The 17,735-nt window shown below is 43.4% G+C and carries 13 protein-coding genes and 2 tRNA genes; 3 read left to right on the forward strand and 12 right to left on the reverse strand.

The genetic code is table 11. From position 1 onward, the window contains the following. The first annotated feature begins 105 nt into the window (after nt 1-105). A complete protein-coding gene (locus tag ACLBWE_RS15995; RefSeq protein ID WP_005037487.1) occupies nt 106-747 on the forward strand; it encodes a DedA family protein in 642 nt (213 codons plus the stop codon). A gap of 7 nt (nt 748-754) precedes the next feature. Here the strand turns inward: ACLBWE_RS15995 and ACLBWE_RS16000 are convergent, their stop codons facing one another. From ACLBWE_RS16000 to ACLBWE_RS16020, 5 genes are all read right to left on the reverse strand, one after another. After that, nucleotides 755-1,345, reverse strand: coding sequence for a LysE family translocator (locus ACLBWE_RS16000; RefSeq protein ID WP_005037489.1), 591 nt, complete (start codon nt 1,343-1,345; stop codon nt 755-757). Between the two features lie 214 nt (nt 1,346-1,559). After that, nucleotides 1,560-1,946, reverse strand: a complete 387-nt coding sequence (locus tag ACLBWE_RS16005) for a hypothetical protein (RefSeq protein WP_004795328.1) — start codon at nt 1,944-1,946, stop codon at nt 1,560-1,562. Between the two features lie 10 nt (nt 1,947-1,956). Beyond that, a complete protein-coding gene (locus ACLBWE_RS16010; protein ID WP_042898423.1) occupies nt 1,957-2,799 on the reverse strand; it encodes a ParA family protein in 843 nt (280 codons plus the stop codon). 76 nt (nt 2,800-2,875) lie between these two features. Further along, nucleotides 2,876-3,268, reverse strand: coding sequence for a SirB2 family protein (locus tag ACLBWE_RS16015; RefSeq protein WP_447603977.1), 393 nt, complete (start codon nt 3,266-3,268; stop codon nt 2,876-2,878). Nucleotides 3,269-3,279: 11 nt separating this feature from the next. Then, a complete protein-coding gene (locus tag ACLBWE_RS16020; RefSeq protein WP_004640501.1) occupies nt 3,280-3,588 on the reverse strand; it encodes a BolA family protein in 309 nt (102 codons plus the stop codon). Nucleotides 3,589-3,818: 230 nt separating this feature from the next. Between ACLBWE_RS16020 and ACLBWE_RS16025 the strand changes: the two genes are divergently transcribed. Continuing rightward, nucleotides 3,819-3,894, forward strand: a tRNA-Gly gene (locus ACLBWE_RS16025). A gap of 45 nt (nt 3,895-3,939) precedes the next feature. Beyond that, nucleotides 3,940-4,015 (forward strand) — tRNA-Gly (locus ACLBWE_RS16030). A gap of 94 nt (nt 4,016-4,109) precedes the next feature. Here ACLBWE_RS16030 and ACLBWE_RS16035 read toward each other — a convergent pair. The 7 genes from ACLBWE_RS16035 to ACLBWE_RS16065 are packed head-to-tail and all read right to left on the reverse strand — an operon-like array spanning nt 4,110 to nt 17,703. Further along, nucleotides 4,110-4,871, reverse strand: a complete 762-nt coding sequence (locus ACLBWE_RS16035) for a 4'-phosphopantetheinyl transferase family protein (protein ID WP_447603978.1) — start codon at nt 4,869-4,871, stop codon at nt 4,110-4,112. After that, nucleotides 4,871-6,724: an alpha/beta fold hydrolase gene (locus ACLBWE_RS16040; protein ID WP_447603979.1), complete on the reverse strand. Its 1,854-nt coding sequence runs from the start codon at nt 6,722-6,724 to the stop codon at nt 4,871-4,873. The genes ACLBWE_RS16035 and ACLBWE_RS16040 overlap by 1 nt, the downstream gene beginning before the upstream one ends. Nucleotides 6,725-6,777: 53 nt before the next feature. After that, the gene (locus ACLBWE_RS16045) at nt 6,778-8,052 is read right to left on the reverse strand and encodes a porin (RefSeq protein WP_447603980.1); all 1,275 of its coding nucleotides are present in this window, start codon (nt 8,050-8,052) and stop codon (nt 6,778-6,780) included. Then, nucleotides 8,049-11,690, reverse strand: a complete 3,642-nt coding sequence (locus tag ACLBWE_RS16050) for an outer membrane lipoprotein-sorting protein (protein WP_447603981.1) — start codon at nt 11,688-11,690, stop codon at nt 8,049-8,051. Before ACLBWE_RS16050 ends, ACLBWE_RS16045 begins: the two co-directional genes overlap by 4 nt. A 24-nt stretch (nt 11,691-11,714) precedes the next feature. Further along, on the reverse strand, nt 11,715-15,674 hold the full coding sequence (locus ACLBWE_RS16055) for a non-ribosomal peptide synthetase (RefSeq protein ID WP_447603982.1): 3,960 nt from the start codon (nt 15,672-15,674) through the stop codon (nt 11,715-11,717). After that, nucleotides 15,671-15,931, reverse strand: a complete 261-nt coding sequence (locus ACLBWE_RS16060) for an acyl carrier protein (RefSeq protein ID WP_003655615.1) — start codon at nt 15,929-15,931, stop codon at nt 15,671-15,673. Before ACLBWE_RS16060 ends, ACLBWE_RS16055 begins: the two co-directional genes overlap by 4 nt. Then, a complete protein-coding gene (locus ACLBWE_RS16065; protein ID WP_447604040.1) occupies nt 15,928-17,703 on the reverse strand; it encodes an acyl-CoA dehydrogenase in 1,776 nt (591 codons plus the stop codon). Before ACLBWE_RS16065 ends, ACLBWE_RS16060 begins: the two co-directional genes overlap by 4 nt. Nucleotides 17,704-17,735 lie beyond the last annotated feature (32 nt).

Below are 17,735 nucleotides of genomic sequence, written 5' to 3' on the forward strand. Positions count from 1 at the left end.
CGTTGCATAAACGAGATGATCAATTTGTATTTTTTTGATGTTTTATACTGACTTTCTATAGGCTCACTGCTAGGATTTGAGCACGGTTTACCACTTGCTCTTATCATGGAACTTCTTGATTTTATTCTACACGTTGATCAACATCTCGCCGAATTTATTATAAATTATGGGACGTGGATTTATGGCATTCTATTTTTAATTATTTTTGTTGAAACCGGTTTAGTGGTTATGCCGTTCTTGCCGGGAGATAGTTTGCTATTCGCGGCAGGTGCTTTAGCTGCATCTACAGGTGCGATGGATCCATGGGTACTGGGCACTCTACTCTTCATTGCCGCTGTTTTAGGTGACACGGTAAACTACCATATTGGACGTTTTATTGGTCCACGTGTGTTTGAAATGAATTCCCGATTCATCAATAAACAGCACTTAGTTAAAACTCAAGAATTCTTTGCTCGTCATGGCGGCAAAACCATTATCTTTGCTCGTTTCATACCATTTGCCCGTACCTTTGCACCTTTTGTTGCTGGGGCTGGTAGCATGAACTATAAGTTTTTCCTAACTTATAACATTATTGGCGCATTCTGTTGGGTCGCTTCTTTTGTAACTTTAGGCTACTTATTTGGAAATATGCCAATCGTTAAAGATAATTTTACCCATCTTATTTTTGGCATCATTATTATTAGCGTTTTACCAGGCATCATCGCATTTATACGTGAAAAACTAAAAAATCGAAAAGCCAACGTTTGAGATTAATTTAGAAAAACCGGAATACTACTGGAAGCATACATAAAATAAGTAACATGGCCGATCCTTTATATAAATGATCGGCTTTTATTTTTTTGATTGGACCCGTTAACAATGCCCGTCCAAAAATCATCCAGAAACTTGCAGCCGGAATTAGGATTAAAGTAAAAATACCAAACACGATAAGAAAATTTTCAGGCGAATTCCATGCTTCAGCAGGAAAGATACCCGCTGCAAACAACAAAGCTTTAGGATTTTTTAAGGTAGATAAGAATAATTGACGTGGTCGAATATTACGATGACTTTGACTGAACTGTTGTAAGTGGGTGTTCTTCCATAAGTGAAAAGCAAGCCAAAATACATAGAACACACTCGTAATATGCAAAATGAGTAGCAGTGCTGGCCAAATTGGAGCGGCTAAATGAATAAATACAGCCCAAAAGCTAATCCCGTAGGCATAGCCTAACCATTCCATTGGGATAAGCCAGAATGCTTTAGATAAACCTTGAGAATGAGCAGCGGTTGCAAGTAAAGCATTTGTCGGCCCCGGAATAAGCAAGACAGCCAACATTGCCAATACAAAAAACCAACTCTCAATCATAAAATTTCCACAACATCCAAGATGGGGCCACCTTAAACGAAATAGGCAAAATATAGCAAGTTGATGAGGCCTTTTGATTATATAAAATACAGGATTTATGAAGCTAGAAAATTTAAAATTTATTGATTTATATTAATTTTATTATGAAACATTTTGCTAAACTTTATTCATCACAATATGCCTTAATTAGCATATTGCGATGCAAAACTGACTATTAATTGGTCTTTTTCCGAACAATAATTGGGCAATTTTTAAACTGAGCAGCCTGAACTATTGCTTCTTGCTGACCTAAAACACGGGAAAGTTCAGTATTTTTGGTTGAAGAAGATTGTCCCATATTTACAGAGATGGATGGACCGAATCCCCAACCGCCTCGTCCCCAGCCACCACCGAGTCCAAGTCCAACACCCATACCGGTACTTTTCGGAGTTTGTACGCCATTATCGATATATTGTTGAATACGGTTATATTCACTTTGCAGCTGTTGGCAGCCCAAAGATTGATATTGTGTCGGAGACACGTAAGTCGGTTTTACCGTCGTCGCACAAGCGCCTAGTAATAAAGTGGCTGCCACCAAAGGCGCAATATATAAGCCTTTCATCATTTTTCTCTTATCGTTTTGGCTCAATTTCACCAAACAATGTCTCATAAGCTTGAGTCAATTTATGTTCTGGTGCCAAATGAGCCAAAGGTAAATTTTTCTGATGCGATTCTTTCATTAAAACCGAAGGCGGTAACATGCTATTAAGTACAGGCAACCCTTCATCTTTCAACTGCTGAACCACTTCCCGAGGTAATTTTGCTTGAGCTTGAAATTGGTTGACGACAATTCCTTCAATTTCCAAGCGATCATTATGATCATCTTGCGTTTCGAGAACATTTTCAATCAATGTTTGTAACGCGCGCTTTGAAAAGACATCACAATCGAAGGGAATTAAGACTTTATCTGCTGCTATCAGTGCTGACAAAGTGAAAAAGTTAAATGCAGGTGGCGTATCTATATAGATACGATCATATCGTCCAATTAAGTTTTGAATTGAATCACGTAATTTATAAATTTTATGTTTACTTTCAAGTGCATGTTCAAGAGCACCAAGTGTTGGGCTGGCAGGAAGCACGTCTAATTTTGCAAAAGGAGTTGAGTGTACAAAGCTATCAATATCTTTATTTCGTGGGGCTTTTAAAATCGAACCTAATGCATTACCGATTAAACCCTTTTGTTGATTGTTTCCCAACACATCATCAAAGAAGTTTTCGATATTTGGTTCTATAATTGATTTTTCAGCAGAATAAGTTGCGTCATCCCCTAAAAGGTACTGACTAGAGTTGGCTTGAGGATCAAGATCAATGACCAATGTCCTAAAGCCATGTTTGGCACTAATTGCGGCCAAATTTACAGTAATACTTGATTTCCCTACACCGCCTTTTTGGTTAAACACCACACGAGTTAACATGTTTCCCTCTGCATATTTTTTTACTGTACGCAGTTTAACCTAGAGCTTAAGCAAAAAGGCAAAGAATGTAGAACAATTAAGCAAAAACAGGCTTCACAATCACTAAAATAATAATAGCAATAAATGCGATAGCACTAATCATTAAACCCGCCCTACGTTGCGCCAATAAAAGAGTGTCATCTTTTTTAAAGGCTTTCATAAGGGAAGATAACAAGACTAAAAATAGAATAATTTTAGCGTAAAACCACGGCTGTACCTGAAAGTCTTTCATGACCAATAAAATTGCGCCAGTAATAAAAACTACGGTAAATGATAGATGTTGTAAGGCAACTAATATTTTACGTCCCTCCGGATTTGGTTGTTCACCTTGCACGCCTACAAACAGAGTTGAAGCGCGTAATACAAAAACTATAAGTGCCGCAGCCACCGCGGTCATGTGAATAATTTTAGTCAGTAAATGTGCATCCATGGAATTAACCCTTAGCTTTTAGGTGCATGAGCACATTCTGGGCTAGCAGGCGCCTGACCTTGCCACTCACTTGGTAAATAAGCATGAATTGCTAAAGCATGAATTTGCCCTGGATTCATTAAATCTGAAGCTAACGCATAAACTTTTTGATGACGTTGAACCAAACGTAATCCATTAAATTCATCACTCACTACAATCACTTTAAAATGTGACTCTTTACCTGGGAAATAACCACCATGTCCAGCCGACTCATTAATAACTTCCAAATGGCTAGGTGCAAGGGTTTGTAACCGTTCAATCAATTGTTGTTCAAGGCTCATAGCTTTTCCTTTTACGATTATTCGTATATTTGAACCTAGTATACCCTGTCTGCACACAAACAAAAGTTGCTCTTGTACGCTTTGGCTTCAAACAAAATGTCTATTTATTCGGCAACTTATCGATAAAAATACTTCTAAATACTCATTTCTGTTTTTATTTTATGCAATCAGCATAATTATTTGCATAAAGTTGTTGACCCATGTTTCGCTTAATGTATTATAAGCGGCACGCGGGAATAGCTCAGTTGGTAGAGCATAACCTTGCCAAGGTTGGGGTCGCGAGTTCGAGTCTCGTTTCCCGCTCCAAATTGGTTTTTTTTGAGAAAGTTTTCGTAAAAACTGCTTATATATGCGGGAATAGCTCAGTTGGTAGAGCATAACCTTGCCAAGGTTGGGGTCGCGAGTTCGAGTCTCGTTTCCCGCTCCAAATTTAAAAAGCCCTAGTCGAAAGACTGGGGCTTTTTTCTTTTGATGTTTTTATATATCTATACTTTTAAAATCACCCATTGGAGTGATTTAATCTAGTTATATTTGCAAGGTGTTGGGATTATTCGATGCGTAGATATAAATGGTAATAATTGAAAACAATCCAGATTAAAGCATTCTATATCGTGGCTCTGCTGTAAGCATATGGAAAAGATGAAGTTAGAATCATAGATATAGCTTTCAAAATAATACTCTTCTGTTTTTTGAGCATTATTGGTTGAGTCGAGAAACTGTATACGTTCGGACAACACATGAAAGTTGAGCATCTTTAAATGACGACTCATTCCATCGCCAGTACATTTGATATAAGCCTCTTTTAGCGTCCAAATTTGAAAAAACCGCTGATATACACTGAATGGATCAATCAGTTCATTCTCTTTAATCCATTCAATTTCACTTAGGTCTAACACACTATCAACACGCGTCCAATCGAACTCACGATCCACTCGTTCAATATCGACTCCTATTTCCCCCTCTTCAGTCACAGCAAGGATAATAACGTCCGCTGAGTGAGTGAGATTAAAATACACAGCCTTGCTGCCTTGTACAAAAGGCTTGCCGTTGGGATGTAATTGGAGGTTGACCTCATAGGGTGCGATACCTAGTTTATCTGCCAACACAGACTTCACTAACACACGAGAGATCAAGAAAAGACGAGCCGCTTTAGGGTGATATTGATCATATCTCAGCTTTTCTGCCTCGTTGAGAAAGCCGAGATAATGACTCAATACCAAATGGTCTTGTGGTATCCGTGAAATTGGGCAGACATAAACCTGTACTTGGGCACGATCAGACATTAGGAAGCTGTAGTGCTGATGTATTTCGTCAGAACTGGCGCGAGGTAGTCATATACCGCATCAATATGTGTAACATGCGGATTATGGCCTGCACCAGCTATGATATGTACAGGGATATCAGGATTTATTGTAGTAACCATCGGGTCTTTATCTCCCACAATGATTTCAACTTTAGATCCAAGCTCATTTAACAAAGCTGTTTGAGTTGCACGCTGCTGCGGCAAACTAATGCGATGCATATACTCACTAATATGCTTGGCTACCGACACTCGACGTAATGAATCCATCGCATAACCAACAGACGGATTTTGTTGTCCATCTGGATGTAGGTCTTTAGCAATCATATCTTTCGGCACAAAACGGAAAATCAGATTAGATATGGCTTGTATCTGAAACATTTTAGCGGCCTGCGCCTGAACAAAATAAGGCGATATGAGGATAAGGCGTGCAACTTTATCTGGATATTTCTTTGCAAGATTCAATGCAAAGAGACACCCTAGTGAGTGTGCAATAACAACACTATTTGGCGCTAAAAGCTTTGCAGCAGTGTCGATAAACTGACGGTTGTTATCTTCCACCACCTCATAACTACCTGAACGTCCAAGTCCCGGCAGGTCCATCAGAGCGACCTGATCGTATGTGATTTTATTGATGATTGGAGACCAGCATGCACTATCGAATGGAATCCCATGTAAAAATAATGCAGAAGATGTATCAGAAGTAACTGGCTGTTTAGTATAGATTTCTGTCCAATATCGATTCTGATAGCCAAAACCACTAGGTGTAGGTACTTGCATGCGACCAAAACGTGTAAGAACCAAGCGATCAATCCAGCGAGAGAAATAAGGACTGATATTGATCAGGTCAGCGATACCCATCTTCGCCGCCATCGCCTCTGCCCCAGCAACATGATAGTGCTCGGTAGAAATGAAAGAGAGTTGTTCTTTAGAACCGTCAAGCAATACCTCAGGTAATTTCTCGAGCAGACCTTTGGGTACTTGTAAATGTGGTGAGCTGACTCCTAAGTGCTCGGCAGCTAGGTGAACCAGGCTATGAAATTTCGGTGTCGCAGGATCAAGCAGCATATACTCCTGAGCAATGGTCTCAGGATAAGACATCGTTCGGATCAGAAAGCTCACGATATACTGCATATTGCACAGCGGCAGGAATGTGTCACGCCCACCTGGCAATGCCAGCAAGCGGCCCTGATATAGCTTATCAATCATGTCGGCGACACCTATATACTGCATATCGCCATAAGTATAAAAACCATCAATGACTGTCGCTGGATTTATTGCAGTCCATGGCACATTTAAACGCTTACAGGCCTCAATGAAGGCTTGATAACCCAAAATTTTCGAAGCCTCATAGCCACCATGTTTGCAATACAACTCATCAGCCGATTCTTGCGGTGGAGCAGCCACACGATATCCGCCAATCCAGATGAATCGCTCAAGCTGCTTCAATGTTGCAGCCCATTCAATCAAAGCGAGTCCTGATTTAATGTTCGTACGCTCTGCTTCAGCTTTGCTAATGCCCCAATTAAATGATGCAGCAAGATGATAGACAACATGAATCTTTGCCTGAGCATCTGACAGTAAAGAGTCCAGCTTAAAATCGCGGCTTAAATCATATTCGACAAACGAAATAGAGGGATCAACTAACCCTTGCGTTGCAATGAAACCTAACAGCTTATCTTTCTTGGTTGCGGCATTACGCAGCGCAGCAATCACCTGATGACCTTCACGTAAAAGTTCAACAATCAATCTGCTGCCAATAAAACCTGCTGCACCTGTTACTAATATGGTCTTCCGTGAAAAATTATCTTTTTTTGCGTTATTTAAATTATCCATAAATCACCTTATTAGGGACTGGGCACTCCAGCATTGTTTTGGAGCGAATTATCTTAAAAATTATATCGAATCTGAGCATACACCAGACTGTTATCTCTAAATTGTCCTAACACCGTATCATTTTTACCCCAGAAGCGATCTCCACCTGCATTCAACTGCCAGTGATCATTGAGGCTGTAATTAATACGTACTCTCAACAATTCATTAGGCTCTGGTGCAAAATAGAATCCTGTTACTTCCAGCTTTAGATTATCGTTCAGCAAGTTAAGTGCATAGCGCAGCATAGCTCCATACTGATCCTGCTCATATTGGTCACTGATTGTTTGCTGATAACGGTAAACTGTTCTCAATGATGGATTTGTTAGACTGTCGGCAGATCTAAAGTCCTCCGTATGTTTGTACACGCCTACTAAACTCAGCGTGGAGTTCTTTAATGACAATTCCGGTCCCATGACGACGGTCAGATTATTTTTCTTGTGCGTAAGATCTTCGCTGCCATCCGAGTCTGTCTTTGTATACGCAGCTTCACCTCGCCACACGAGATCGTTATAGTTATAACTGAAATCAAAGCCATAGACGGACATCGGATTATTTTTCAGTTGTAATGTTGCCTCCCCTGTTGGAGATGCAGAAAGAACTGACAGATCGGGCATGTGATCCAAACCTGAGAAATACGATGCCCCAACATCTAGACCATCCACAGAATAATCCCAACGCATTGCAAACGCAGGACGACTCTTACGGTCTATGTCATACTTAACACCAGCAATCTGACGCAATGGAATCACATCTGAACGACTACGCGGATACCACAATGCGGTCCATTTATTGGTTCCAGATTCAGGAATATACGTCAATTTGAGAGCATCATTTCCAAGACGTTGATCTGTCTCATCTGGCACTAGACGCGTATAGTCACGGGGCGATAGGTTATCCGTTGGGTTAATCCCATCAGCTCTCCCCCAGACTACAATTTGGCGACCAACGTCGAGATAAAACGTCTGATCCCAGTTATAAGATGCGTACAACTCACGTAAGTTGCGATTCACCTTACTTACCTGATCTGGGTTTACAGTATGGTCCGTTTCGTCTCCAATATTTATGTCGTAATGGATCTTAAACTCAGGGTTAAACTTGAGCGTACCATTGGACCAGAAACTTGCTTGCCCAATGTTTTTTAACGAGCTTAGATCACGATCCGATGACCACACATCGAATCTGGCTGAGTTCTGGCTCACAAAACTAATTTCGCTGTCATCTGCATAAGCATGCTGCAGTAGCATAAAGCTACTGCAGCATGCAAATACCCAATAGGTACCTTGCGTCATTTTTCAAGGCTCTGCGGTGAGAAAATCTTATCAGATAAGGTTTTTTCTGCGACAAAATCACTGACGATAACTTGTGTCATATGCTGAGTTTGTAGATTCTTTGCCATAGATTTCATGGCCTGCCATCTTGGTTTCACTTTGCCGTAAGGACGGATATCCGTGAACTCAATATGTTTTAACGGCTTACCTGCAGTATCCCAAATGTCGATGGTTGCTGTAACAAAGTTGTCTTTGAGGATGCACATGCGACGTTTGCTATAACCAAAGTCACTCTTCACAGTATTATTGATTGGCGTTGCTTCAATCATGTAGCAATCTTTGCCATTAAATTTGCCATCTGCCAGTTTCGTGTATTTCCAGTCACTTAGCTTATAGCCAAGTACATCACCATAACTAAAGTCCGTACCGATAAAAGCATCGCCCTTATTCGCCGATGCAAGACGGCGCACTTTTTTCAATGCAGGCAAATAGACAAACATGCTATCACTGCCTTTTGAGTTCTCAATCAACAGCGTCGTGGTCCCCTGTACATCTGCTGGCGAGATGAATTCGGTCAAACGCATATTGTTCTGAGTATTTCCAGCCAGCTTAGTCATATTTTTAGTCAAACGTACGCGTTGCTCGCCGCTTTTAGACGTCAGCACAAATTTAGCACTAGCACTTGAAGACAAGAACTTAGAGGCATCATCACTACGGTTCACAATGTCTTGAACTTCATCTGCATGAGATGTTTTAGGCATTGACATGGTGAGTGCAGTACCCAACAAAAGACTTGTCACAACAGTTTGTGCAACGGTAATGTTCTTTTTATTTGAGGGAAAGATAAAACGAGGTTTCAACATTAGAATCATTGTAGGTACCATAATTAAGGTTGCAAATACACTGAAAAGCATCGCAATCACAATAAACATCGCTAGCCATTGATGGACGTGGAAGCCTTGCGATAAGGACAGCACACCGTAACCACCAGCAACCGCAGTTGCGACAAAAAGTGAAGCCTTACCAGCAGTACTTAAAGTTTTACGAATAGCGTCTTTGATATCGCCCCCTTCTTCGCGCAAGATTTCACGCAAGCGATAGAGGAAGTAAATGGCATAATCTGCACCAATACCGACAGCCATGGCCGAGATGAGGGAGTTCGGAATATTGAGCGGAATGTCGAGCCAGCCCATCACACCAAAGATTGCAAGAATCGAGAACAGAAGTGGCGTCAGGACAATTAATCCCGCAGAGAGCGAACGGAAAACTAGCGCTGAGATAAAGAATACGGCAAATGAAATCTGTAGAATGTTCATGAGCTTGCCGTGAACCATCGTTTCAGTTAAAGCAATGGTCTGAGTCACATCACCACCAAAACTTACAACAGCCTTATCGCCCAATTGACCCGCCATATACGTTTTTAGCGACTCAAGAATTTCTTTGATACGATGATTACTACCTGTTTTTAACAGAATCGTGATCTTGGCATAGCGCTGAGTCGTATCAATGTAAGATTCAAAATCAGTCGGCTCACCAGACATTGAGTACAACAGCAGATACTGAGCAACAACATCTTTGGTTGCTGGAACCTGAAATGCCTGTGGCTGATCGGCATTCATTGCCTGATTCATTCTCTTGATATAGTCCACGATAGAGATGGTTTTACCGACCTCTGGAATTGAATTCGCGAACTTTTCTGTATTATCAATCGCTTTTAGAATTTCTGGATTTTCAATACCATCACGAACTTTAGTATCGACCATGATGTAGAGACTGTTTGTGCCACCAAGAGACTGATTCAGAAACCTGTCATCTTGCTGCATTGGTAGGTCGCGCGAGAAGAAGTTTCGGCTATCGTTATCCACCACAATACGGCTTGTGCCAATAGCAAGAAAGACGCCCAATACTGCAATCACCGTCATTAGCATCATTCGCGGACGAACTGACAAAATGACATCGCCAATGCGTTTTGGAATCCAGTCCCAGATCGGTAAACCTTTGCGTGCGACCTTGGTTACCGAAGGCGGTGGTAGCATCGAGCGAAGTACAGGAATAAAAGTCATCTCAATGATCAGCGTACTGATGATCCCGATTCCTGTAAAAATACCGAATGAACGGATAGTCGGAATATTAAAGGTCAACAGCGAGAAGAATCCAGCCGCTGCAATTCCGCCAGCCAATATCATAACCGGACCAACACGAACCATAGACTGCACCACGGCTTCGCTATTCGCAGCTTTAGGTTCCATACCTTGGGCAGTCAGTCGATCAAAGTCTTCATAGTATCGCTTGAGCAACTGCACGGCGTGCCCTGCCGCAATGGCCAGAATCAGAATAGGTGTAGGAGAGTTAAAGATATCCATTGGCTGTTTGAACAGACCCATCATACCCATACCCCACGCCACAGCCAGTAAAGCTGTAACTAGTGGAAGGATCAAACCCTGCTTACTGCGGAATGCTTCGAAGTGCAATAACCCAATGACCAGTATGGCAATCGGGAACAAGATATTGATCCGTTTAGAGTAATCTTCGGCTTTATCCAAATAAACAGGATTGCCGCCGACACTGATAGTCACATCCTTAGACTGTTCAGCCGCTACGATTTTGTTGATCGGACCCATCATCTTTTGGAAGCCCTCTGGACTTTCCTCAAGCTCAAGCAAAATGGCAGCAGTTTTCTGATCTTTAGATACAACTGAATTCATGTAGATTGGATTCAGTGCCAGCAGTTTTTTCAGCTGATCGACATCACTTTCAGTTACAGAACTGTTCGGCAGTAGTTTCTTGGCATCAAAGCCATCCGAATTGGCGGTGATCCCTTTGGCCTGACGTGCAGCCAGACTCATCAGGGTGGATCGAACCACACCCGGAGCATTATCAACTTCTTCGGTAATACGTTTGACTTTTTCTAACACTTGCGGCTGATAAATATCACCCTGCTTCGGCGTAATACCAATCACGACCATGTACTTGGAGCCGAATTTTTTTTCAATCAGCTTGGTCGAAGTGATATAAGGATGTCCTTTGGGGGCAAGCGCATCTGGATCAATAATAATTTTCACGCCAGATGCGAGATATGCCAGTGCAATCGTCAAGAGCATCACTACCGTCAGTACGATACGGCGATGTTTGAGAATCCAACGCGCATATTGTTCCATCACCTGATGAGTCTTGCGACGTGGTTTATTGGTCTCGTGCGTCTGCTTACCAACCGACTCATAGGCTTCGCCCTTCTGAGCCAGTGCTTCGAGATTAGCAACGTCTTTCTTGAACTGGGCAAGAACCATCTTTTTTAGCAGTGCTGGGGGCAATACACCAAAAAAGCTACCTGGCTCTGCCTCAAACACCCATTCAATCCATGTACCTTCCGGATGTGGTTTGAAGCGGTAAGTACCTGTGTAGTGGAAAGGTCCTTCCACTACTTTAAACGCATACAATTCGTTCGGTACTAGATGGGTAATTTCACCTTTAAAGGACATCTCACGACCAATAAAGCTAAAACCGATTTCATACTTGCTGCCCACACGCGGAGTATTGTCTAGCAGTTCAGAATGCTTACACGACAATTGCCAGCCTGCATCATTGGCTGGGTTTGCAAGATAGTTGAAAACCTTGTCAATCTCGGCCGGTATGAGGAAAGCATGTTCTATGGTCACCATAGTGGTTCTACCTTCTTGTATTTCTTATGCGGGAATTGGATACATCTGATCAATTGTCTGGGCAACAGCCACGACATTCTCAGCGTACATAATTGATGAATGGTCACCAGGCAGATCTACCTGTGTAAATGTGTCTTTGACCAATTGATCCCAACCTAGACTTTCGCCAAAATCTTCCAGCTCATCTTTGGCCTTAACCAAGAGGATCGAAAAATCTTCAGGCTCTGGGAAATAGGTCTGGAGTGCGATGCCATTCGCCAAATAGGTATCAAAGTAAAGTCGGAAATCTGATGGGTCTGCATCTAGAGGTAGAACATTGATGTCCTTGGCTTCTTTAAGTACATGATCAAACATGTGATCTGAACTCAATTCACGCAAGTATTGCGCTGGTATCGTCAACTTCTTGCCATAAGGCGCAGCCAGATCACGGGCAAACCAAGACAAAAGCATCGCATCGTCGGCATCTTCAGGCACATTCTCTGTAATTGGAGCTCGGGTATCGATCATGACAATCCCTGTGACCTGCTGCCCCATTTGACGCAACTGATGACTGATCTCGTATGCAATCGCACCGCCAAAGCACCAGCCACCGAGGAAATAAGGTCCCTCAGGCTGCGTCTTTTGCATTTCAGCAATATAGAGCGTCGCCATATCTTCGATTGCTACTTCTGCTGCATCTGCTTCAATTAGTCCAGGAGACTGAATAGCGCGCAAGGTACGTTTCGGATTAAGATGACGCGAAAGTTCCATATAACAGAAGGTACTGCCACCAATTGGATGGAAGAGCCACAAAGGTTGCTCGTAAGTTCCACGGCGCAGTTCAATTACGATGGAAGGCTTAATTTCTTTATTTTCACGAATGATCTCGCCCAGACTCGCCACAGTGGAATATTGCGCCAGCAAAGCAACTGATAGTTCTGTACCAAATGCTTTTTTGAGGTGATTAACAAGCTTCACAGCCAGTAACGAATGTCCACCCAAGTCAAAGAAGTCATCATGTATACCAACCCGTTTAACCGACAAAATCTGCTCAAAGGTAGTACAGAGTTCAATTTCAATCGGATCACGTGGCGCAACATAATCGTTACTTTGCTCAAACACAGGCTCAGGAAACGCTTTACGATCTAGCTTATTGTTAGCCGTCATTGGAAACTGGTCCAATGTAATAAACGTATTTGGCACCATGTAAGCTGGTAGATGGATTTGCATCGTCTTTTTCAGATTAGCAATGTCAATCTCATGTCCGGTTAAATAGGCCACCAGTTTCTGATCATTGCTGGTAGTCGTCTTAACCAACACAACTGCGTCTGTGATACCGTCGATCTGTTTGAGAACATTCTCGATTTCGCCTAGTTCAATACGGAATCCACGAATCTTGACTTGGAAATCTAGACGTCCATGATGAGTCAGATGTCCATCCGTACGCAGACAGACTTTATCTCCGGTGCGATAGAGTCGACCGGCATTTGGTAGAGATGGCAAAGTTCTAAATTGCGCATCTGTCAGCTCAGGTCGATGCCAGTAATCAACTGCAAGACCATCACCTCCAATCCAGAGCTCTCCCATAACGCCTGGCGGGACTAAACGCTGCTGTTCGTCAAGAACATAAAGCTGGGTGTTCGCCAGTGGTTCGCCTAAATCAATATATTTTGCATCAGTGATACGAGCCGCACTTGACCATACCGTAGTTTCGGTCGGGCCATAGACATTCCAGAGACAGCCAACTTTACCCAGCAGTTTTTCTGCCAGTATCGTATCCAGCGCTTCGCCTCCACAGAGTGCAGTCAACCCCGCATTGCCAATCCACTCACTATCTAAAAGCATCTTCCAAGAAGCCGGCGTTGCCTGCAAAACATTGATAGACTTAGCATTTAAATAATCTACCAATTGATTGCCGTCTTGTGATACCTCACGTGGGCAAACATGCACAACACCGCCGTACATCAGCGGAATCAGTAACTCAAGAATTGAAATATCAAACGCATAAGTGGTGATTGCTAACAACTGAGTCTCAGTCGTTACTTGCAATCTATCATTCATGGATAACAAGAAATTGATGATTGAAGGATGCCCAATACGCACGCCTTTAGGCTTCCCTGTCGAGCCTGAGGTGTACATCACATAAGCGGTCTCACCAAAGGCAAGCGTCTCGCGTACTTGCTCAAGGGGCACAACACCAGCTTGATTGATATCCAAACGCGGTACAGAAACGTTAAGAGCATCCATCAACTCGGTTTGAGTCAAGATTACTTTAGGTTCAGCATCTTCGATGATGTTATGTAGACGTTCACTTGGGAAATTAGGATCTAGTGGTACATAGGCTGCCCCTGCCGCCCAGATCCCGAGGATTGCTGCTGGTAATAATGCCGTACGGTCTAACATCAGACCTACACGATCGCCACGAATAACGCCATGTACACGCAAATATTCAGCGATACCAGCGATATGTTGACCTAACTCACGATAGCTAACCGCATGATCCTTCGAGGTCAGAGCATGATGATCACCACGCTCATCGATCTGCTTTAGAATCATTCCTAATAGATCATGTTGAGGATAATCAGTAGCCTGTCCACGTAGGGCATCGAACTGGATACCATCCTTATAATCAGGTGCGATATCTAACTCAACGATCTTACGTTCAGGATGAGCCACCATCTCTGATAGTACAGCTTGCAGCAGTTGCACCATATTCTCGGCAGATTGTGCAGAAAATAGCTCGGAGTTGTATTTCAGTACGCCAACGAGTTCGCCTTGATATTCACCGCCCATTTCCAGCGTAAGATCCAATTGACCTTCTTGCTGGTGAACTGGAAAACTTCCCAACGTCAGGTCTTGACCAACCAAAGTAGCTGGGGTCTGGATTGGCAAAAGTAGTTCTTTAAACTCATCCATGCCGCCTAGACGTTCCCAGAACATTCCCACCTGCGCCAATGGATTAATACTGCCATCACGCTTTGGTGAAACAGCCTCAACCACTCTGGAAAAGGCAACTTTTTGATGCTTGAGACTTTGTCTTAATTGTTCCTGCACCTGCTGTGTAAACTGACGTAAAGTCTGATCAGCATCGATGTTCATGTGAATAGCAATCGTATTGACAAACTGCCCCAGTGCATTGCGCAGAGAACGTTCAAGTCGACCAGCTACTGGTGTGGCAATAACAAGATCATTTTCATTCGATAGCTTGTGTAGCAGGATATAAAAGCCAGATAGTACGAGTCCAAACAGCGTGATCTCATAATCTTTCGCCAAGTTCACAAGACCAGACGACACTGACTCAGGCACACGGAAAACCAATGAGCTGCCTTTATGTTGCTGTACAGCAGGACGAGGATAATCAAGCGGAATGCTATGCACGTGTGGTGCATGTTGCAACGCATTTTTCCAGAAGAGTAGACTCTCATCAGCATCATCGGTCACAGTGCTCTGCTGCTTATCTGCATACTGTGCAAACTCGATTCCGTTCACTACGTCTGACTCTGTAACTAGTCCAAAACGTTTGCAGACATCACGCAACAAGAGACCAATCGACCAGAAATCCATTAAGGCATGATGAATCACAACCGCAATCACATAGTGATTTTGACCGCGCTCATAGCAATGAATACGCCATAGCGGTGGCTGGGTCAGATCAAAGGGCTGCTTCGTATCCTGCTCGACTAATTGCGTCAAATCAGATGCATCGACATGGCGGGCATCCGACACGATAATATTAGGATAGATGCGATCCCAGATAAGTTGCTCAATACCCTGATCACTGGCAGGCATGCTTACACGCAGCAGCGGATAATCATGCATTACCGCCTCTAGAATCTCCATCGGCTTGTTACCTAATGGTTGGTTAACCTTCACATCAAAGGCCACCACCATATTGTAGGCACTGCAAGTTGACTCAAGCCGCTGGATGTACCAGATGCCGAGCTGTTCTGCAGAAATCGTATGGCGCGATAGAATTGCAGGTTCCAGTCGTACAAGGTTGTTCACGAAGCAACTCCCTGCTCCAACTGAGAAACGATATATTCAGCCAACGCATTAATGGTTGGGTAATCCCATAGTAGTGTCGGCTCAAGTTCCAGTTGTGTTAGATCCTCTAGATCTCCAGACACCGACAAAGCGACGATAGAATCAAGACCGTAACTGGTAAATTTTTTCTGTGGATCAAGAGTCTGGGGCTCTACGCGCATTTCTTTGGCTACTAGCGTGCGAATGATTTCGCTCCAGTAAGCTTTATCTTTATTCATGGGGTAATATCCTCTTTAACCGGTTTGGCATCACGCGGTGCCAGTGCAAAATCGATGACAGATAACATATGGTTGTTTGAAATTCGGTCTAGCAGATCTGCCAATGTGCTTTCACGCAGTGATGTCATTGGAGGGGACGTCTGCCCTTCAGCAGCATTTAGGAAAATGATCAGCCATGCACCATCCTGCAAAGCAGGTCTTAGGCCACGACGGTTAAAGACCCAGAAACCCAGCACAGCAATGCGAGCAAACAGCTCGGCATAGTCGCGGGCTAAGCTGAAACGTAATGTTTCGAACTCTTTAGCCGCTTCTGAACTTGAGAAATAATCTTGAATTTTTTGATCTAGCGTGCGCTGCTCGATAAGAAGCTGATCAGCACGCTCACGTAGCGTGGACAGGGTCTCAGCAGCCAGCCCCACTGTAACGTCAGCATCGTTGAGCATCTCGATGATCGTTCCCAGTGACTCCATCACCAAGTCACCATCTCGGTTGAAAATCTCAAGCTCGCGGAAATCAATAGCGTCGGTTTCCACCTGCAAGTCATATAACTGGCGATAGCGTGCTTTAGCTTCGGCTTGGTCGAGATGGTCGGCTTTTTTGCTACGCCCTTTATTGGCAGATTTGAGCTGAAAACTTAAGCTGTCTAGACAGACAGTACTACTGCCGTCAAATACACTAACGATCAGATGATCTCTGAAAGCTTTCTGGTACATTCCATCAGCATATGCATTTCTTAAGAAAAAACGCGACCCAAGCACTGAGGAAGTAATTTTGGCCAGTGACTCTACATACTCAGGTACCAGTACCTTGATGATAGGTGACCATGTGCTGAACTGATTGATACAGACATGTAACCCGCGCGCACCAACGAGTGATAACACCTCAGCTGCTAACAGATAGGCATAGGCTGTAGCAAGTTGCTCACGTACTAGCGGAATGCTTATTACTTTTTTGTTATACAACTCGCGTTCGATAGCAAACTCGGTCGCGATGCGCAGCATCGTATCACCCGCACCTAGAGAGAAGCTGCTGCAATATGCACGCGTCACCTGTAGCGTCTTGAGTCCAAGCTCCAATCCCTGACCTTCTTCACCGATCAGTGCATCTTTGTGAATTTCAGCATTATTAAAGCCAATACCGCTAATATCTAGCCCACGCATACCCACCGTCGGCAAGCGGTTCAGGCTATAGGTTCCTTTAGAAGCCATGTGACGCTTATCAAGCCAGAATGCACTCAGGCTACGGGGTCCACGATCATCTGATGTTTTAGCAATCAGACTTAAAGAGTCACCTAGAGTCGCACGATTGATCGACCACTTTTCGCCATTTAAGACGTACTTGCTCTCGGCAGCTTGTGCAGTTACTTCACTGGATAACAGATCGGCTCCATGCGCTTTCTCGCTATAAGCAAGCGCTGGTGCAGCACCACTCAAAATCCGACTAGCGATGTTTTCGCATTGATTGGTATTACCACCAATCCATACAATCACAGACCAAGCATTCGTGCTATAGGTCGAATTGATCGTTAGATCACGTCGTGCCAGCACGCGATGCAGATATAGCAACTCTTCACCAATTTCCATGCGACCTCCGAGCTGCGAAGGTACATAAAAACGGTTCATGCCTACAGCATTCAGAAAGTCAACAGCACGCTGAGGGTACTGCTCCTTCTCATCACGCTCGATGGCCGCGGACCAAGAAAAATCATTATTAGTATCATGTACGGAGCCTAAAATTTGCTCCAGACGAGCAGCAGATTGAAACTGCCGCAAATTGGACGTAAGTGACATGAGTTTTTGCTCAA

Source organism: Acinetobacter sp. M5A5_2a (assembly GCF_053345265.1).